General features: G+C 40.9%; 10 protein-coding genes and 1 pseudogene. All 11 read right to left on the bottom strand.

Annotation, left to right across the window (positions count from 1 at the left end):
- Positions 1-42 precede the first annotated feature (42 nt).
- The 11 genes and pseudogenes from nfo to KSX81_RS00325 all read right to left on the bottom strand — a co-directional run bounded on the left by nfo (position 43) and on the right by KSX81_RS00325 (position 20205).
- Positions 43-876, bottom strand: a complete 834-nt coding sequence (nfo, locus tag KSX81_RS00375; RefSeq protein WP_004312483.1) for a deoxyribonuclease IV — start codon at positions 874-876, stop codon at positions 43-45.
- Positions 877-1076: 200 nt separating this feature from the next.
- On the bottom strand, positions 1077-3701 hold the full coding sequence (locus tag KSX81_RS00370) for a DUF4962 domain-containing protein (RefSeq protein WP_004312482.1): 2625 nt from the start codon (positions 3699-3701) through the stop codon (positions 1077-1079).
- 41 nt (positions 3702-3742) lie between these two features.
- Positions 3743-5011 (bottom strand): sugar MFS transporter, encoded by a 1269-nt coding sequence (locus KSX81_RS00365; RefSeq protein ID WP_004319860.1) that lies wholly within the window; start codon positions 5009-5011, stop codon positions 3743-3745.
- Positions 5008-5979 (bottom strand): ROK family protein, encoded by a 972-nt coding sequence (locus KSX81_RS00360; protein WP_004312480.1) that lies wholly within the window; start codon positions 5977-5979, stop codon positions 5008-5010. The genes KSX81_RS00365 and KSX81_RS00360 overlap by 4 nt, the downstream gene beginning before the upstream one ends.
- A 42-nt stretch (positions 5980-6021) precedes the next feature.
- Positions 6022-7650 carry a Tat pathway signal sequence gene (locus KSX81_RS00355; protein ID WP_004312479.1) on the bottom strand — a complete coding sequence of 543 codons (1629 nt, stop codon included), beginning with the start codon at positions 7648-7650 and terminating at the stop codon, positions 6022-6024.
- Positions 7651-7806: 156 nt separating this feature from the next.
- Positions 7807-9423 (bottom strand): sulfatase, encoded by a 1617-nt coding sequence (locus KSX81_RS00350; protein WP_217725661.1) that lies wholly within the window; start codon positions 9421-9423, stop codon positions 7807-7809.
- Between the two features lie 101 nt (positions 9424-9524).
- On the bottom strand, positions 9525-11525 hold the full coding sequence (hepC, locus tag KSX81_RS00345; RefSeq protein WP_217725660.1) for a heparin-sulfate lyase HepC: 2001 nt from the start codon (positions 11523-11525) through the stop codon (positions 9525-9527).
- A gap of 59 nt (positions 11526-11584) precedes the next feature.
- Positions 11585-12889, bottom strand: coding sequence for a DUF4995 domain-containing protein (locus KSX81_RS00340; protein ID WP_195646863.1), 1305 nt, complete (start codon positions 12887-12889; stop codon positions 11585-11587).
- A gap of 180 nt (positions 12890-13069) precedes the next feature.
- Positions 13070-14743 carry a RagB/SusD family nutrient uptake outer membrane protein gene (locus KSX81_RS00335; RefSeq protein ID WP_008643031.1) on the bottom strand — a complete coding sequence of 558 codons (1674 nt, stop codon included), beginning with the start codon at positions 14741-14743 and terminating at the stop codon, positions 13070-13072.
- Positions 14744-14759: 16 nt separating this feature from the next.
- Positions 14760-17932, bottom strand: a pseudogene (locus KSX81_RS00330) (SusC/RagA family TonB-linked outer membrane protein).
- Positions 17932-20205, bottom strand: coding sequence for a surface glycan-binding family protein (locus KSX81_RS00325; protein WP_118419045.1), 2274 nt, complete (start codon positions 20203-20205; stop codon positions 17932-17934). Before KSX81_RS00325 ends, KSX81_RS00330 begins: the two are co-directional and overlap by 1 nt.
- Between the last annotated feature and the right edge of the window lie 12 nt (positions 20206-20217).

The raw sequence follows: 20217 nt of genomic DNA, 5'->3' as shown, positions 1-20217 counted from the left end.
AAAATGTATTCTATAACTTGTATTTTTTATTCTTTTGTCTCATTATTCCATACTTCTTAGCCATGTAATTTCTTCTTTCCATTTACTTTCATCCGGAGTTTCGAGTATCAACGGTATATTATCAAATCTGGAATCTTGCATTAATCTTTCAAAAAAAGCTTTGCCAATCAATCCTTTACCAATGCTGTCGTGGCGGTCAACATGGGTGCCTAATGCTTTTTTAGAATCATTCAAGTGCATACCACGGAGGTAGTTGAATCCGACTTCTTTATCAAATTCATCAAATACTTTATCATATTCATTGACAATATCGTAACCAGCGGTATAGGTATGGCAGGTATCGAGACAAACACCTACCCGGTTCTTATCGTTTACCCGATCAATGATATATTTCAATTGCCAGAATTCGCTTCCTAAATTACTGCCTTGCCCGGCTGTGTTTTCAATAACAGCTGTTACTCCTTTTGTTTTTTCTAAAGCGAGATTAATGCTTTCTGCAATAAGCGACAGGCAATCTTCTGTTGATATTTTATTGAGAGAGCTACCGGGGTGGAAATTTAAAAGCTTCAATCCAAGTTGCTCACAACGTTGCATTTCATCCAGAAAAGCGGCACGACTTTTTTGAAGTCCCTCTTCCTCCGGATGCCCCAGATTGATAAGGTAACTGTCATGTGGAAGGATATATTCCGGTTGGAAAACATATTTCTCACAATTCTCTTTGAAGAGACTGATACTTTCTTCTGTTAGAGGTTTACTTACCCATTGACGTTGATTCTTGGTGAATAACGCAAAAGCATTTGCTCCTATTTCGTGCGCATTAATGGGTGCGAACTCTACGCCACCAGAGGCGCTAACATGTGCTCCGATATATTTCATTGTTCTTTCTTAATTTATTTTACTCTGCAAATATAACGTTTTTAAAGGAGTATATGTTTGTAGAGAGAACTCTTCTTGGTTACAATTCATAGGATCATGTACTTTATACTCTGTTCTTTATCTTTTATTCTCTATAAAAAATATCCCGTTATTCAATTTTCTATAAATTGAATAACGGGACAGTTTTTTGGGGGGAGAGATTAAATCTCAAAATCCGGTAAATAGTCTGTCAGGACTTTATTAACCTGTTTCCCTTTTACCTGATCTGTTACCGTCGTTGCACCTTCCTTTTTACCGGCATCGTAGTTTAAGGAAACTTTCTCCACTTTATTACTAACGTGAATAGCGGCTTTTCCTTTTTCCGTAAGGTTGCAAGTGATAGTCCAGTCACCTACTTGAATGATATTGCCTTTGCGAACTACCTGCATATCCGGACGGTTGTCTCCATGTGTATCCATCACAGTCAGGAAACGGGCGGTTTTGCAAGGAACAGTTGTAGAAGAGAAATGCCAGTGATTAGGATATTTCACTGCTTTTCCTTGTGCATTCGTCACATTTTTCCAGTTGGTCGGAGCACAGAAGAAAGTATCTACCATTGCCTGTTCCGTTTTTGCCGAACTGAAAAGATGGGCAACAGAGATACCGCCAGCTTTATTCCTTCCGGTTACTTTCACCTCATCGGTCAGTTCCTGTATTTCCATCGGTAATTCTACAGTATGTAAAAGGTAACTCCATGTAACAGCCTCCTTTCCTTCCAGTTCATCATAAATCACGAAAACTCCGGTACTTCCCAGTTGGATGATATGACGGCGGAACATATTCAGTTTGTTCTCATCCCATCCTTTTTCAGGCGTATATTGCGTACCGGATAGTTCTCCACGTTTCAGCCATAGGGGAGAAGTCACTTTACCATAAGCATTGGAAGCATCTCCTACCATATAAGCGATTTTTTCTCCTTCATACCAACGCGGAATCCAGCCATATCCTTCCGTTCCAATCTTTTGAGTCATTCCATTTACCAAAATGCTGTTGTGTGCACGGGTGTTACGGTAAGAATACATACAATGATCGTCCGTAAAACCTGTACGATGTCCGCTGCTGTAAAAAATGGCTTTACCTCCATAGAATGTATTAAAAGCATTCTGATTGGCCAGTGCATGGGAAGTGGAACCATAAGAACTGGAGCGGAACGATAACATGGCATTCTTATCTATATCTCCCAAAGAGGTATTCATCGTACCGATTCCCGTTTCATTGAATACTTTCGCCATGGGTAGTTCGGCAAGAGTATGTCCTTCTTTGGGGAGAACTTTCTTGGTTGTACAACGATACCAGGTCAAGTCTCCAGATTTTCCGAGGAAAGTTTTTTCCATGATATCCGGTTCCTTTTGCAGAATGGTACGTACATAAGCAGCCGCCCACGGATTATTACATTCACGTGCCAAGGCATCCGCATAACCTACTCGTGTACCGTTCGGCTTCATTTTGCTTTCATGTGAATTGCCTTGTCCTGCAGATTTTGAGAATGGAGGCTGCTGGTAGATGACGTAAAATGCATTGTTGTTATACCACGGATCGGCGAAGAAATCGAATCCGCTGATACGGGAGTAGAAAGCGGGAACTTCAATCAATGTGCGAAGATTGACCTGGAAATAAGAATCACCATTGTGCCATCCTCCATCCGCGTTGAGGCCCGGCAGACGGGATACCCATTCATTGTAGCAATAATCCACCCAGGTGGAAGCCATCGGGAGTTCGCCATACGTAGCAAATGCCGCCATATTCAAGATACGGAAAGTCATTTGCCAGACATGATTATCAGCAATGCGGTTTTCCAAGTGATTGACATATTCATGATAGAACTTCTTTCCATTGTCACGAATCGTTCTTAGGAGTAGTTTTCTCTCATTCGGAGTCAACAGATTGTACCATGCATCATACGCTGAAGTGCTCATGGACAGAATAGTAGAACGATTGAAATCTCCAGCAAAGTACTTACTTTTTTTCCAGGAAAGAATTTCGGAAAGACGCTTAATGCCTTCTTTGTAGTATACCTCATCTTTCGTTAGCAGGTAAGCGCGTACCATGGCTTCGATATTTGCTTCTTCACGGTCTACAATCTTACGACTTTCCCGAATCAGGGCAGAACGATATTGAACAATATTTGTCAACTTGACAACCTGGGTTGTATCAATTTCTTCTTCCAGATGTTTCAGCGGGTGGTTCAGGCATTTATCGGCTTTTCGGATATAAGCCTGTGCCTCCGGATTGTTTTTATTCCGTTCGATGATATTATCCCAATCTTCGGCATCAAGCAAGATGCGGGGATGAGTCTTGGGCAATTTGGTTAATACTTCCTGTAGAGAAGGAGGGTTGAATGTACGTATGTGTTCGTCTATATAAAAATGATAAACAGGTGACCATTCTTCTTTTCCTTCTTTGTTAACGTAGGCATGTTGCCAATACCATTTCCCTTTTTCAAAGAGTTTGAATGGGTTGAAAAATGCCCATTTTCTTTCGGCGGTAATCACTTCCGATTTAAATTCGGGGTCGCGTGCAATACGGATGCGGTAGGTTACTTCGGGTTTGTAGTCCTCTTCTTCAACTCCGTCCAATACAGCACCGAGGTGCGGGAACTTATCCGGCCACATAAAACGTGGGGGATTGACAGTAATATGCTGTCCGTTCAGGGGCGAAGGCGTTTCGCGGACCTCGTGCATCAATGTCTGTTGAGTCAGACGCATGATTCCTTTTTGCGCATACCCATTGGTGGATAGCAGAATACCGAGCAAAAGAGAAAATATAGACGTTCGTTGTTTCATCATCTTATTTTAATATTTATTATTCATCATGTATCATTCAGCGTTTATCGCTGTTTGAACAATTCTTTCAGACGGATGGTCTTGTTATTAATTAGTGGACGTGCCCAAAAACCGATAAAGGTTATGTAGCCTACGAAAACCAAGATAAATAACATTCCTGTGCGGAGCGATGTAGCATCTGCCAGTGTACTCACAATCATCGGACCACCCGCACCACCTACTATTGCAGAACATAGAATACCCGCAAAGGAGCCGTGATGTTGTGAGGCGGAGTTCAGTGCCAATGAGAATACGATGGAATACATCATTGAGATGCTGAATCCGACAGCGGGAAAGGCAATGATAGATACTTCTTTGCTTCCGAACAAAGCAGATAATAGTAGGATGATGGTCAATATTCCGGAGATTTGTAACAACCGTTTGCTGTCAATCAGCTTGAGTAGAATCATACCTACCAGACAACCGGCTGTCATCAGCCCCCAGAAGTAGCTTACAGCTTGTGCACCTTCAGTTTGCGGATTTACTCCATGATATTGTTCGAGGAATGTACTCATAAAAATAGAAGTTCCCTGTTCCGTACTTACATAACAGAAGATTCCCAAGAAAAACAACCATACATATTTCTGTTTAAACAAAGCGAGGTATGAATCTTTTGACCCGCTTTTTTCATCTTCTTTCAGTTCGATCTTGGGAAAGCGGGAGACACCGACGGCAATCAGCATTACTAATAATAGGATGGTGAATACCCAGTAAAGAGATACCCACGGCATTTCCCGTGGAGTGACATCGGCCAACAGGTCGATAAAGAAACCTTTACCTGCTGTATATGTTGCCGGATCAAGTTCACGAATCAGATAAGTATATACCAGAGGACTTAGGAAAGAAGCAATGCCAAACATGAACTGTGCCAGTTCGGCGATAAATGCATAGTTTTCTTCTCCTCCTACGGTACGTTGGAGCGGATTCAATACCGTTTGTAACATGGCCATTCCCAGTCCGATGATGAAAGAAGAAGCCAATAACATCGGATACGTGTGCATGCAGGCAAATAAGATGGTGCCGATGAACGGCATCAGAAATCCACCGAATAATACCGGCTTTTCACCGAAACGGTCGATGAGCAATCCGGCAGGGATAGACATGATAGCATAGGCCAGGAAAAAAGAGGTCGGGATAAATCCCGCCATTGCCAGGTCACTTAGATTGAAGTTGTGGATAATGTCCGGAATGAGTGGTCCCAGAATATTAGTAATAAAAGAGATGGTGAACCAAAACGCCATAATCAGCGTCAGCATTCCTAAATTCTTTTTCATAATTTAATCAGGTTTGGAGCAGATAATTGAGTAAATACAAGTGACGCAGCTCCAATACTTCCAGCCTTGTTTCCAAGAGCGGCAGCTATGATTTGGGTATTCACGGCACAGTCGGGGATGGCATAACTACGCGCTTTTTCGCTTACTTTCTGAATGTAAAAATCTCCGGCTTCGGAGAGTCCTCCGCCGATCACAATCTTTTGAGGACTAAAGATATTGATAAAGCCTGCAATTCCATGTCCTAAAAAGTCACAGTGTTCTTCCAGTGATACTTTTGCAATCTGATCCCCTTGTTTGTAAAGGCGGACAATCAATTCTCCGTTAATCTCCTCATTCGGGTAGGAGATACCTGCGTCTGCTATTCGTTGACTGAAGCGGCGTACCAAAGCGGAAGTGGAAGCATAGTGTTCCAGGCAGCCGACAGAACCGCAAGCACAAGGTTCACCATTGGCAATGAGAGGTACGTGTCCCAGTTCCGTTCCCCGGTTGGCATAACCGTTGAACAATTTGCCGTCGATGACTACTGCACCGCCAATACCCGTTCCTACTGTCAGGAAGACAACATGAGTAGCTCCCTGACCGGCCCCATACATTGTTTCTCCCAGTCCCATTAGATTGGCATCATTTCCCAATAAAGCAGAAAGTCCGGTTTCTGTTTCAATGTGGTCTGCCAAGTGAATGTTTTCCCAACCGTTGATGTTTTCCGCACCTCCTAAAACAACACGGTTCGTACAATCTACGATACCCGGTGTTCCGATTCCTATACCATCAATTTTGTAGCCTTTTTCTTGTGCAAAGGCTTTCGCTTCATTGATAGCAGTAACCAACTGTCCGATGACAGCTTCTGCTGATTCATCGGCTTTCGACGGTAACTTTCCTTGAAAGTAAAATACGCCTTCATTATCAATAAGGGCGTATTTTACTGAAGTTCCGCCAAGGTCAATTCCTATAGCGTATTCTTTTTCCATTTCTATTTAAGTACTAGATTATTCATTGCTTTTACTGTTTAACTACACTCTTTCCGCCCAAATCGGTGAACTCCAAGCCCATTGTCCGTCACGTTGGCGAACGCGTACATAGTAGTAATCCGTATCACGTTGCGGGTCTTTATCTTCCATGTAGTGTTCCAGAGTGAAACAGCTTTCCGGCATAGCACGATTGAAAAGGATCGCCTCGCTCAACCAACCGATCATGAAGTGTGAACGTGAACCTTCGAGCAACTCGCCCAACGTATGTTCAAACTTCTTGCCATTGAATTCGGCAATGATCTTACCGTCTTTGGGCATTTCCACATCCAGAATGACGGCTTGCATGGCTGCTGTAGTCGTATTCGGATTTTTGCTGCTATACATATCCAGTTCGGTTTCCTTGTTGCCAACGGATACGATACGGTTGACATGCGTGTGGAATTCAGTTTCACCTTCTTGCGGAGAAGTGAACGCTGCGCCACGGAAACAAGGAGTTACACTATGGATCTGTCCTTTGTCCACGGACAGTTTACCCTGCCAATGTACGTATTTCTCTTCACGATTCCAACCAAAATCAACTTTAACTTTGCAACGTACCGTATCACCTTCCGGGGCAATCGGAGTCAGCGGGCCATTCATGCGAGCTAAAATCTGTCCGTTCTTGACAATATCTACATAGTCGATACAGCTTTCACCTGTAACGTTCAGATAGATACGGCGGCTGTTACCGCGAACCACGTCACCCATGAAAGCGTCGTTGAGGCGGAAGTCGATAATAATTTTATCACCGGTTGCGGCACATACATGGCGGGTGCGGAGAGCTTCCCAAATAGCGTCGCGAGTCAATGACGGAGCCATGACACCGATACGACCGTCGCCATAGCTTCCCGGATAACCGGAATGTTGATCGGTAGAAGCCATGATACCGAATTTGTTGCCTAATTCAAGACCATATTGAATGGTTCCTTCCCATTGGCGCGGACCCATATCGTGTAGATAAGGATAATCTCCCTGATCGCTTTCTGCCAGACCATGACGGGAATACATTTCTACGAATGGGGTAATATCTCCTTCGGTAAAGCATTTCCAGTTGTAACCGCGATAGCCGCCCTGGTAACCCATGTGATGTGGAGTAATAAATACTTTGTGTCCTTTTGCCTTCTGTTTCCAGTCTTCGATAGAAGTACATTCTACAAGCGGTGCGTCAAGATCATAATTCAATGCAACATGGTCACCATGTTCCATACTGTGGGCCTCGTATCCGACAAAAGTAAGGAACTCACCTTCTTTATTATATTCATTCGTCATTTTTACGTACTTCTCATAACCGCCTTCACGCAAACGTTTGAAAGCTCCTGTGTGATAATCAATCACCCATTTCAGGCGGGGATCATCTGCTCCGGGAATATCCGGCCACATAGCATGAGGAGTGACACTGACAAAATCTAATTGTCCTTTCGCTGCTTCAAAAGCGTCGCGCATGTCGCCGTGTCCGTATGTGATGTTGCAATGGTTATGTAAGTCGCCCCAGTACATTTTGAGGTTACTGGCTGACGGCATAATCTTTTTTGCTTCTTTGCTTCCAGCTGCGCAAGAACCCAGCAAACTGCCTGAAGCTGCCAATCCGAGGAAAGACCAGCCTGTGTTTTTTAAAAACTTTCTTCTATCCATGGTTTTATCTAATTTATTCGGTTATTAGGCACGGATTACACGGATTTCACGGTTTTTAGAATGATGATGGGTAAAGCAACAGCGTTCATCCGTGTAATCCGTGCCTAATTTTATTATATAACTAACTATAAAGCATATTGGGGACACCTTGCCCTCTTAGCGGTTTTGCATTTGCCGGCGATCACCTTTAAAGAGGACTTTTTCCTTTTCATCCGGGTCAGTATCTTTGTACTGTTTTTGAGTGTCCTGAAGTAGCTCCATCAGTTCTTTTTGTACTTTAGCATACTCCGGTTTGCCGAAGACGCTGTTCATTTCTCTCGGATCAGCTTTCATGTCATACATTTCCCATTCGTCAATATCGTTGTAGAAATGAATCAGTTTGAAATCTTGTGTACGGATACCATAGTGACGTTTTACAGAGTGTTCTGCAGGGTACTCGTAATAATGGTAATAAGCAGCTTTACGCCAGTCGGCCGGGGTTTTGCCTTCGTTGACCAATATCGGTTTCAAAGAAGCTCCTTGAATATCTGACGGGATATCTACTCCGGCAAAGTCGAGGAAGGTAGGAGCAAAGTCTACATTCATGCTGATGGCGTTACTGGTACTTCCTGCTTTAATTGCTTTCGGATAACGGATAATAAGCGGCATGCGTTGACATTCTTCATACATGAAGCGTTTGTCAAACCAGCCATGTTCGCCAAGGAAGAAACCCTGGTCGGAGGTGTAGACAATAATTGTATTGTCCAGCTCACCAATTTTTTCGAGATAATTCAGCAGTCGGCCGATATTTTCGTCTACTGCCAGAACTGTCGCCAGATAATCACGCATATATTGCTGATATTTCCAGCTGATTAATGATTTGCCTTTCAGGTCACCTTTGCGGTATTCGGCAATGCGTCCGGCATATACAGAGTCCCATTTATCCTGAACTTCAACAGGCATACGTTTGTATACGCTGTAAAGACGGTTGGTGGTATCTTTCAGCATCTCTTCACGAGTCAGCAATTTGAGGTCCCAGTCGTTTGTCAGTGTATGTTCGATAGACATATCCTGTTCACGGGCTGCTCTTCCGCGGCCTTCATAGTCGTCGAACAGATTAGCCGGTTCCGGGAAAGTGGTATTGTTGAATATACCCAGATGGCGGGGAGCAGGCATCCAGTTGCGGTGCGGTGCTTTCTGATGATACATCATGCAGAAAGGCTTGTTCTTGTCGCGACTTTCGAGGAATTCAATGGCTTTATCAGTAATAATATCCGTAGCATATCCTTTTTCTACAATATGCTTCCCGTTTTCCCAAAAATCAGGATCATAATAGTCGCCTTGTTCGTGTTGACCACTAAGGATGCTCCAATGATCGAACCCTTGCGGTTCACTGATAAGATGCCATTTACCAATTATTGCAGTCTGATATCCGGCTTGTTGAAGCAGCTTGGGGAATGTCTGCTGGTCTCCGTTGAACGTACTGGCGTTATCGGTAAAACCATTCTCGTGGCTGAACTTACCGGTGAGGATGCAGGCGCGTGAAGGTCCTGAAAGAGCGTTGACAGCGTAGCAGTTGTCAAAACGGATACCTTCGTTGGCAATCCGGTCCATGTTAGGAGTCTGAATCAAATTTCCTCCGTAACAGGACATTGCTTGAGTGGTATGGTCATCCGTCATCATAAAGATGATGTTCGGTTGTCTGGTCTCTTCTTTCTTTTGATTGCCGCAGGAAGCGAGACTTAGTGCAGCTAGTGGGAGGAGTAGGGCAGAGGGGGTGTAATAGTTTTCCATAATGATGAAGGGGAGTGACTAAAAAGTCGGTTGCATCTCCAATTCCCTTCCTTCCGGAAGGAGGAGAAATTGAGATGCGACCGACTTTTTAGTCAGCTTTATTATAGTTTGTATTTTAATGACTGTTTCTTTCCGTTTACTTTCACTTCTACTTCCAGTCCGTTTTCATCGAACGCTTTGTTCTTGAACTTAGCTGCAAATTTAGGGGCATCTGCGCTCTTCTTAACTGGGTAGATAACTGTGATGTAACGTACAGCTTCTTCGCCGTCTTTCTTCACGTTGAAAGATACATTCATACGTTTGTAACGTTTGCGATAAGCAGTTGAGCACCATCCCGGTTCTTTCTTCATCGACATACCGTCGGGACCGAAACATTGCAGTTTCATGTTGCTTCCGTCTTCAAATTGTGTCAGGAACGTCATGTCTTCGCGGCTGTTGGCAATTTCTCCTTTTGGCATTTGATAGTGAAGATTGATGGAACCTTTGGCGCTACCGGTCATTTCGTCTACAATGACAAAGTAAGTGTTGTCAACAAAGAAAACAGAACGACGGTGTTTCAGGTTCTTGTAGCTAGGATTTTCGGTCACTAAAGTTTGGATAGCACCTTCTGGTTGCCACAATTTAGTCACAGATTCTGTCGTATCCAAGTTCTTGTTGTTCAGCGTTACTGTGTTGTGAACACAAGTCTGACGGTGCCAGTTGCGTTGTTCCATCACTTCGCCTTCACCGGCATAGACATACGAACCAGAATCCGGGAACAAATTCTTGCCGTTAAACCAAAGTTCAAACGTTCCGTTATCCGGCTGACAATGCCAGAATGCTTTCGGACCTGCTTTTACTACCATTTGCGTAGCATCCATTCCCCATGAGTTACGGAATACAAAGAAACCTGATTTCAAGAATCCTTTAGACATATAATCCGGCAATGCACCTTCTTTACCTTCGGTTGCGAAGTATTTGATAGCCTGGTTTTTCGGGAACAGTTTACTCCATGCTTTGTAGTTTTTCACCATTTCTTTCTTTGTTGTCAACTTAGCATCGCTGAAACATGGATTGGTATAATCAGGGAAAGAAATGTTTGCGTAGAACATAATCATGCTTTCGATTGTATCCAGATAATCCTGTGGGAATTCTTTACGGAATCCGTTTGCATCCGCGATACCTAATGCCTTGCAGAAAATGTTGATGGCTGCCAGATGATAATGTGGGTCGAGTTCGAACTGTCCGCCGTCTTCGTATACCTGTACATGAATTTCACGGTTCAGAATATCGATACCGCTTTTTCTCCATGCCGGAGCATCTTTGAATTCAGGAAAGAAAGCACCGGCGTAGATCATACGTTGAGCTTCAAACAGCAAGTGGTTACCTTGATCGGAGTAATTAGCAAGGATATGTATAGCATGTTTGTGATAGTTCGCCAGGAATTCTGTCAGGAAGTCCGGAGTGAAAGAAGGAGAAGGGAGGAATAACTGGAACTGTGAAGTCTGGTCCTGCAGACGATTACTAACTTCCAGCGGACGCCATGCGAAACGTACATTTTCTACTTCACCTTTGATTTTTCCATCACTTATCAGCTCATATTCTTTCTTGTTCATCTTTACCAACGGATTCTTTTTAATCCAGTCGATATACTGATGTGCCCATTCTTTAGCATATTTCTCGTCACCGGATATGCGATAAGCCTTTCCCATCGGAGTGAACCATTTGTGACGGTGCAACTGCCAACGGAGTTCATTGTCTTTCACCGGCCAGTATTGCCAGTTGATGTCTTCTCCATAGTTGTAAGAAGGTTGATAACCTTTATGTACGAAGAATGTATGTTTCAATCCGTCATCTGCCCACTGCTGTTCTTCTTTGCTGATAGTCACTTTGTTCAGATTGATATCCGGAGTTTTTACGTTGGTACGTGCACGGTAATAGTCTAGTAATGCTTTGGCAGCATCCTCATCTTTACCTTCCTGATGCAAAGCTTTCACTTTTTCCAATCCCGGATAGTCCAGGTTAAGAATTGAAAAGACTTCGCTTTTCAGTTCTTGGGCACTAGCTTTGCCTACAAAACAAGCGATTGCCAGCAGAACGATATACTTTAAAGTTTTATTCATGATATAATTTACGATTTTACGATTTACTATTTACGATTGAGAACACTCTTGCTTTTGTATTATTGGATCACTCTCAACTCTCCATTCTCAACTCTCAACTTCTTCAATTCCATGAATCTCTTCAATGCTTCAAGATAGTAATAGTCAGCATAGTTTAGTGGAGTGTCGATTTCAGAACCGTTGGGCAGTGAACCGACAGAGTGCATCAGAATGAAACCTTGATTGTCACCCACTTTTGCAAGATATGCGTCGCTTGACAAACTCTTCAGAATCTTTTCCGCATAATCCAGATATTTCTGTCCGTCGGGAACCATGGTGCTTAGCTCGATCATGGCAGAAGCAGTAACAGAAGCAGCAGATACATCGCGCGGAGTTTCTTTAGTTACAGGAGCATCATAATCCCAGTAGGGAATGGCATCCTCCGTTTTTACGCGGTCCATAATCATATCGGCTATATCCTTTGCAAAGTTTAGGAAAATGCTGTCATTGGTTTCACGGAAGCAAGCGGTATATCCATATATAGCCCACGCTTGTCCGCGTGCCCATGAAGAATCATCGTTCTTTCCTTGGAAAGTTTGTTTGCTTTCCACTGTGCCGTCGTTGTTATAGCTTATTACATGCCAGCAGGTATAATCCGGACGGAAGTGATTATGCATGGTGGTCATGGCATGCTTGATAGCAATGTCTTTGTATTTATTGTCACCTGTCGCTTTTGCTACGTTGAACAGAAGATCGAGGTTCATCATATTATCGATAATAACCGGGAAGTTCCATGTTCCGAAGTCCCATGAACGGATAGCGCTGATAGAGTCGTTGAAACGACCGCAGAGGTTATCGGCTGTTTCTCTCATCACAGCGGCAATGGTGTCGTTGGGTGAAAGACGTTCTGCATTGCCATAGCTGCAGTTGACCATGAATCCCAAATCATGTGTACCTTTATAATAGCGTACCGGATTCAGTAGATTTGTATATTGGATGGCTTGAGTTTTCAGTGTATCGTTTCCTGTCAGTTCGTATGCATACCACAATGAACCAGGGAAGAAACCACTCGTCCAGTCATAAACGTTGCAGAGGCGGCGTTTGCCTAGTTGGTCAGCAGTGGGTTGTGCGCGTAGTGAATCTTTGAATGTTAATGAATCTCTTTCCAACTGACGGCAAAGGAAATCCATGTTATAGCCGGTACGGATGGAGCGTGGCAACATTCCCGTACCACTAACCTCTTCAGCAGAAAGTTGTAATTGGGCAGAAGCTACATCCAGTCCTTTTTTTATCCAACTGTAGTCTTCCTTTGGGGTTGTCTGGCACGACGCGAGTGCAATACTAACCGAAGCAAAGAGAACAAGTTTCATTTTCATGTTATTCATTTTAAGTGATTGTTTTTAGAAGTTTTGTAACTGATGCAAAAGTAACTGAAAGGCAAAACTTTCCGTTGCAGGATTGTCCAAAAGGTGTTTGAACTCTGCTTTTTAAGTTTTGATTTTGTTGAAAAAGGTTTTAAATTTCTCCAATATGCCCTAATTAAGGCATATTGGAGAGAATGAGGACTATTCCCAATTCGGATTTTGATTAAATTTAATCATCAAGTCCATGTCTCTTTGTGGAATGGGAAATAGTTCATGCTTACCTTTTACAGTATGTCTGTAAACAACATAATTAAATTCAGTTTCCGCAGTCCACCAGTTAAGCAAATCATTGTATGTTTTTTGAATAGTTTCATAATATATTCCCCAGCGGATTAAATCCATGCGGCGGTGTCCTTCAAAAGCCAGCTCATAAGCTCTTTCTTGATAGACTGCTTTACGAAAATCTTCTTCATTTAAATCTTTTAAATCACAAATACTCGTCTTACTAGGATTACCAAATCCACGACGGCGCACCATATTGATCGCTTCATAAGCTTCATCAGTAGGTCCATGTTTCCATTCATTCAAAGCCTCTGCGTAAAGTAAAAGTACATCTGCATAACGTAGGAAATACCAATTAACATTTGATTTATCGTTATTGATTAATTTACTGGTGGTTACATATTTTTCAATGTCCCATTTAGCAGGTGTATAATTTTGTTTTTCTTTTTGTCCTTTAGTGGGGTCTTTGTCTTTTTCTTTAGCAGAATAATCGGTATCATTTTTTCCTTTTGTCCAAAGTACTTTATCATCATCGTATTTATAATTGGCAACGGAAAGATCGCAGCGTAAGTCTTGAGGATGTTCACGCCATTCTGTTACGAAAGTATGCACCACTTTCACATTTCCTGCGCAACTTCCACGCTGTCCTGCGATTGATGTGGTTTTAACTCCATTCCATTTTCCAATACGGCCTACAGGGTCACTGTTTCCTGAAACGGTAGGGGAGTAAAATGATATTTCGATCAAGCTTTCTGTTGGGTCCCAAACCCCGTTACAAGTGTTTTTCCATAATTGTTCGTAATCAGATAGAAGAGCATGTTTGCCGGATTCTATTAAAGTACGCGCGGTTTTAGCGGCTTCTTCCCATTTTGACTCATCATATACAGGATATCCTGCCCATGTGGCGTAAACTTTTGATAATAAGCCTAGAGCAGCCCCCCTGGAAAAACGATAGCTGTTATCGATGCGGTATTGGTCATCTTGTGCATAGGGCAGTATTCTACTAGCGTAAAGCAGGTCATCTTCGATGAATTCATACACTTTTTCCGGTTTTACTTGAACAAATGTTCTTGGATCTTGTTTCGACATTTCTGTATTGGTCATAAGAGCAATATTACCATATCTGCGCACTAATTCAAAGTAAAACATAGCTCTTAAAGCTCTTGCTTCAGCTATATATAAAGTGGCCAATTGACGGTCGGTATCTGAGTATGTATTTATTTTGCTTGAGATTCTTTCTAGAAAATCATTCGCATTATAGACACCGGCATACAAAGATGACCAAGTAGTTTGTACTTCCGATTGAGTGGTAGGAAATGCATTGGCTGGTATGATACGATAGTTCTCCGTACTATTTCCTTCTGCCTGCTCCATATCTGTTCCTAAATTAAACAATATAGATAAATGATAGCCATATTGTCCATCTTCTATGGTTGAACGATAAACACCTTGTAATACAATCTCTGCCTCTTTAGCATCTCGCATAAAGTTTTTCTTTTCTACATCGGTGCTGGTTTCTTCGTCTAATGTGCAAGAATTAAAAGGTAATGCACATATTACTGATATTGCTATATAGTATAGAATCTTTTTCATTGTACTTAATTTATTATTAAAATTGAATATCAAGCCCAAAAGTAAATACTTTACTCTTTGGATATGCACCCCAATCTAGTCCAGGAGTCATCGGATTGCTCCCTGCTGTACTTACTTCCGGATCATAACCACTATATCCTGTAACACAGAATAAGTTTTGTCCTGTAGCATAAACACGAAGTCTGGATACATAGAATTTACTTGTCCATTTTTTAGGTAAAGTATAACCTAATGTTATATTTTTCAAACGAAGGAATGAACCGTCTTCTACAAAACGTGAATAGACATCATTGGTAATGTATCCATTATATAAAGGTACTTTATTGGATGCATTGGTCGGACTCCAGCGATCCGCTACTTCAGCCAGCATATTTCTACGTCCGCTTCTTGATTGAGTTGAATATAGACGGGTTGCATTATAAACGTCATTGCCGTAATTGAATTGTAGCATGAAACTGAAGTCAATCCCTTTATAATTTAGTGTATTGGTGATACCTCCATACCATTTGGGGATTGCAGAACCGATGACAGTACGGTCTTTGGTTGTAATTTTACCATCTCCGTCTTGATCTTTATATTTTACTACACCCGGTCTTAAAGGCTCTTTTGTACTATAGCGCGGGTCATTAACGACTCCGTCTTTTAAATACAATGTAGGATCGCCTGGCTTTGTGTAAAAATCAGAACTTTGGTAGATCCCATCAAACTCATATCCGTAGATCAATCCTAAAGATTCACCAACTTTGGCTATGTAATCATATGCGGTGAAGTTGCTGTCGAATCCGGAACGTGCATACATCGCATCTACACCGGAAGCAAGTGACTTTAATGTATTTTTGATAAATGATATATTAAAGTTCGTATTCCAAGTAAAATCTCTTGTTTGTATGTTAATACTGTTCACATTTAATTCAAATCCTTTATTTTGGATCTTACCAATGTTCTGCATTTGTGAGTTAAAACCTGTAATGTGTGCAAGTGATTGAGCTAGCAAGAGATCTTTTGTATTTTTGATAAAGAAGTCTGCTGTAATATTTAGGCGACTATCAAAGAAACCAAGATCTACACCTAAGTTCACGGTATTGGAACCTTCCCATTTCAGGTTAGCGTTTTTGAGTTGTTTCGGTGTCAATACCGTTACTGTATTATTACCTACTCCATATTTACTAGCTTCATATAAATCTAATGATAAATAGTTTGAAATACGGTCATTACCGACAGTACCCCAACCGAAGCGAACTTTAAAGTTTGACAACCATTTTATATCTTTCATGAATGCTTCTTCAGAAACACGCCAAGCAGCTGAGAAAGAGGGAAAGTATCCCCATTTATTCTTTTGGGAGAATACAGTAGAACCATCTGCACGTATTGTCGCTGTTAATAAATAGCGATTGTCATAATTATAGTTACCACGGGCGAAGAAGGATAGTAGCATCTTGTCATTATAGCTGGAGCTCACTTTACTAGGAGTAGCTCCGATGCCTAAATTGTCATTGCCCAGATTATCAAATGGGAAATCCATCGCTTCTCCTAATAGATATTCGCTGCTTTTGAATGAAACTTCATGGCCTAACATCACATCATAAGTATGTTTTTTAATCTTTTGTTTCCATGTGAGGTTATTATAATTAGTCCAACGTACGTCGCGTCCCATTTGAGTTCGGCCATACGGCTTTTCTCCATTACGATATGCTTCTTTAGAACCTGTTTTGTAAAAAATGTCAGTTCTGCTGTCAGTTGTATTATAGGTACCAGCTGTCTTAAATGTTAATCCTTTAATAATTTGCCAGGTTATAGATGCATTGGCTGACCACATTTCTCCACGTTTATTATTAGTAACGGATTCGGTTTGCATGACAGGATTGACTTGAGCAAGGCTTTCTCCAGTCTCTAGCATTTCAGGGTCAATAGCAGAATTTAATAATTCTTCATCTGTCAGCTTCAGACCACCTGTTGGACGTGCACTTAGAATTTGTGCTAACATATTAAAACGTCCGGAGTCTGCGGAAGTTCCCACACCTTTACGGTTCGTTTGTGCGTAATTAACAGTTGTATCAAAAGTGATGTTTTTTGTTATCTTTTGATTAAAGCGAATTTTACCTGTCGTTTTATCAAATCCACTATTCTTAAAAATACCATTTTCAATATAACGGGAAAATGAAGCTGTATATTTGGTATTATCACTACCGCCTGAGATGGATAGATTATGGTCTTGTGACCATGTCGGATTGAAAGTCTCTTCTTGCCAGTCTACTCCTTTCATTCCGATATAATCTTCCGCTGATTGATAAAGATAAGGAATTCCATTATCATCATTTCCTGATTTATAGTAGGAATTTGCATATTCGGTTTTTATTTCTCCTTGCAATTTAACGAATTCATAAGGAGAAAGTACATCTAACATTTTTGAAATCTTACGATAACTTGCAGAGCCGTTGTAGTTAATTACAGGGCGTCCTACTTTACCTGACTTGGTGGAAACCATAACCACCCCATTGGCTGCGCGCGCACCGTAGATAGCGGCAGAGGAGGCATCTTTTAAAACTTCTATAGATTCAATATCGGAGTTCGATAAATAATCGATATTATCTACTTGAAAACCATCTACGATATAAAGTGGAGAAGCATCTCCTGTTAAAGTACCTACACCACGGATGTTGATATTAAATCCAGCTCCTGGTGTACCGTCAGTTTGGGTAATTTGTACTCCGGCAATTTGTCCTCCTAAAGCCCCCATAACAGAACTGCTTTTATAGCCTTCAATGTCTTTGGAAGCGACGGATGCAACAGAACCTGTCAAATCACCTCGCTTCATGGAACCATATCCGACAACAACAACTTCGTCTAAAGTTTTATTATCTGGTACCATTTTAACATTCATAGGAGATTGTCCGGTATATTTAATCTCTTGGGTTTTATATCCAATATATGAGAAAGATATTATTGAACCTTTTGAGGTTGTTAACGTAAAGTTTCCGTCGAAGTCAGTAATAGCTCCAGTAGATGCACCTTTTACCATAACTGTTGCTCCGATAAGCGGAGTGTCTGTTTCATCTACAACAACACCTTTTACAGTTATATTCTGGGCTTGTAGGCTGATTGTGAAAATCAGTGCTAAGGGGTGATATACCCTCTTAGTTTTATTGATTTAGTGATTGTATTATACATAGTTAATGATGTTTTGCTCATTATTTAATAAATTTTTTGTCAAACCATATAATGATAGGTGCTATTTTCTTTCCATTTTTTAATGATTCTCCGGTTTCTGTTGTATCAACGGTGACATTTGTAAGGAAAGTCATTTCTCCAACCATAATTCCATTAGCATATTCTCCATTACTATTTTTCCAGATATTCGGACTGATATGTATAGTCAGGTCATTAGGAACTACATAGGCTAATGCTACGGATAGTCTATCCGATTGATTAGGTAATTTCTTACTATGGCTCATATCGTATACGCTGCCGTAATATGACATCGGATTTCTAGACCCGGTTGATAGTTTTATATCCATAGCTTTATAATATGTAGTCCATAGTTCATTTAAGAATGAACCGGCAGTTCCGGGTGCTCCTTTTACTAAAGTGCCTTCTGTGGGATAGTAGTTAAATGAACGGCGGTAATCTAATGCGAAATTAGAAGTTGTAGTTGTTCCGTTAACTGTAACCAACGGAACAGTTGAATTACCACCATTTTTAGGATCAGCTTGGAAGACAAAAGGATTATAATGGATATGTACTCCATTATTTGCTTTTAAGTCATAATGAATAAATACAAGAGTTGTTTGAGATATTTGGCTATCTTTATCTGTTCCGGCTGTTGCTGTAACATAACAAAATCCTATTGTATTTGCTTTGACTCCATTTTTATCTGCGGGCCATGTAGCTTCTTGATTGAAACTGATTTTTCCTGTATTGCTATCGATTGTTAAGTTGTCACAATTATTTCCGTTCTTGATGCTCCATGCGACCGATACATTCCCTTTAAGCCCTGTTTGTGGACTTGGGAAAGTGAAGCTTTTTAATGTAGCATCCGCATTAGCTTCATTATCTTCTGTAATTCTAAATTGATTAGCATTATTTTCTTCTGGTACATCAATGTTGTTTCCATAACGAATATCAGTGAAGTAATTAGGATTCTCAATGATATTCAGAGTAAATGTCGCATCTGCAGGATTTTCTGCGTTTTTAGAGTTAGTCGCTCTCACGGTAAGAGGATAATTTCCTTGTGGAATAGTATTTCCCTTTTCTACAGAGATTGTTCCAGTTTGGGCGTCAAATTCTATCTGACCCTTTAATGCATCCGGTTCATTAATCAAGCTGAATTGGATATTATCTCCTTTCAACCCTTCCTTAGGACTAATGGTGAACTTTGAATATTGATATTTATCAATACTTGTTTCATATTCGAATCCTGAAATTGGCTCAATGTATTCTACGACTTGTAGTGTAAATGCATTATTGAAATCTTCTTCTCCAAAATTGTTTTTAACATGTATTGAGATGACATAGTTATTTCCACTTTGCAATCCGTGGTCTTTGTCAACGGAAAGAACTCCGGTAGTTGGATCTATTTTAATTTTATCTGTTGTAGGAGTAATATTTTTTATAGAATATTCTATTCCTTCTAATGAACCTTTAAGTGCAGGCGCATTACTCTGAAATGAGGTCTTTCCACTTTTGTCGTTTTCAGCTTCTAGCATATCTTCGTTAGGAGTGTACTCCAAACCAAAAGGTGCTGACGTGACATTTATTTCTAGTGCATTCTCAAATATTCCTTCATCTTCAGAAGAAGCTCCGGTTGTTAGTTTTAATGAGATGTTATAAATACCGGGAAGAAGTGCTGTGCTACCTTTGATAATACTTATTTTTCCACTTTTAGTGATGTCGAAGTATTTTGAATAGTCACTTTTTGCAATCTCATATTTGGTAATGGTTACATGATCTCCATCTGTCTTGACTTGCGCTGTTGGTAGTTCTACTTCACTTGTTTCATCAATAATATCATTATATTTGACTTGGAGTTTGTTGGGTTCCACTGTAATTCCATCGGGGACGGCCTTCAAGAAGTTTATTTCTACAATATCTTTAAATTCATAATAATTCCCTCCGGATATGCATGATATGGATAATTTATATAGGCCAACTTGCATATCTTTGGTGCTATTTATAGATATGAATCCATCATTTGGGTCGATAGTAAAACAATCTCCGGAATAGGCTTCACCTTTTAAAGTTACTTTGGTTATAGCAAAATCAGAAGGTGTATTTCCTTTATAAGTTGGGCTACTAATTCTTCCACTCATCGAAGGACCTATATCAGTCATACCTGAGTAGAATATTGTGAATTTAGTAGAATCGGTAGTTTCTGTATCATCACAAGATGTATAAACTACACTCATTATAACTATCATCAGACTCATTATAAGCCTTGATTTGGTTTTTAATAATGCATGTTTCATTTCTTAGATATA

The sequence above is a fragment of the Bacteroides sp. MSK.18.37 genome (genome assembly GCF_019129155.2).
GTDB classification, from domain to species: domain Bacteria; phylum Bacteroidota; class Bacteroidia; order Bacteroidales; family Bacteroidaceae; genus Bacteroides; species Bacteroides ovatus.
This window is presented reverse-complemented; position numbering and strand designations above follow the sequence as displayed.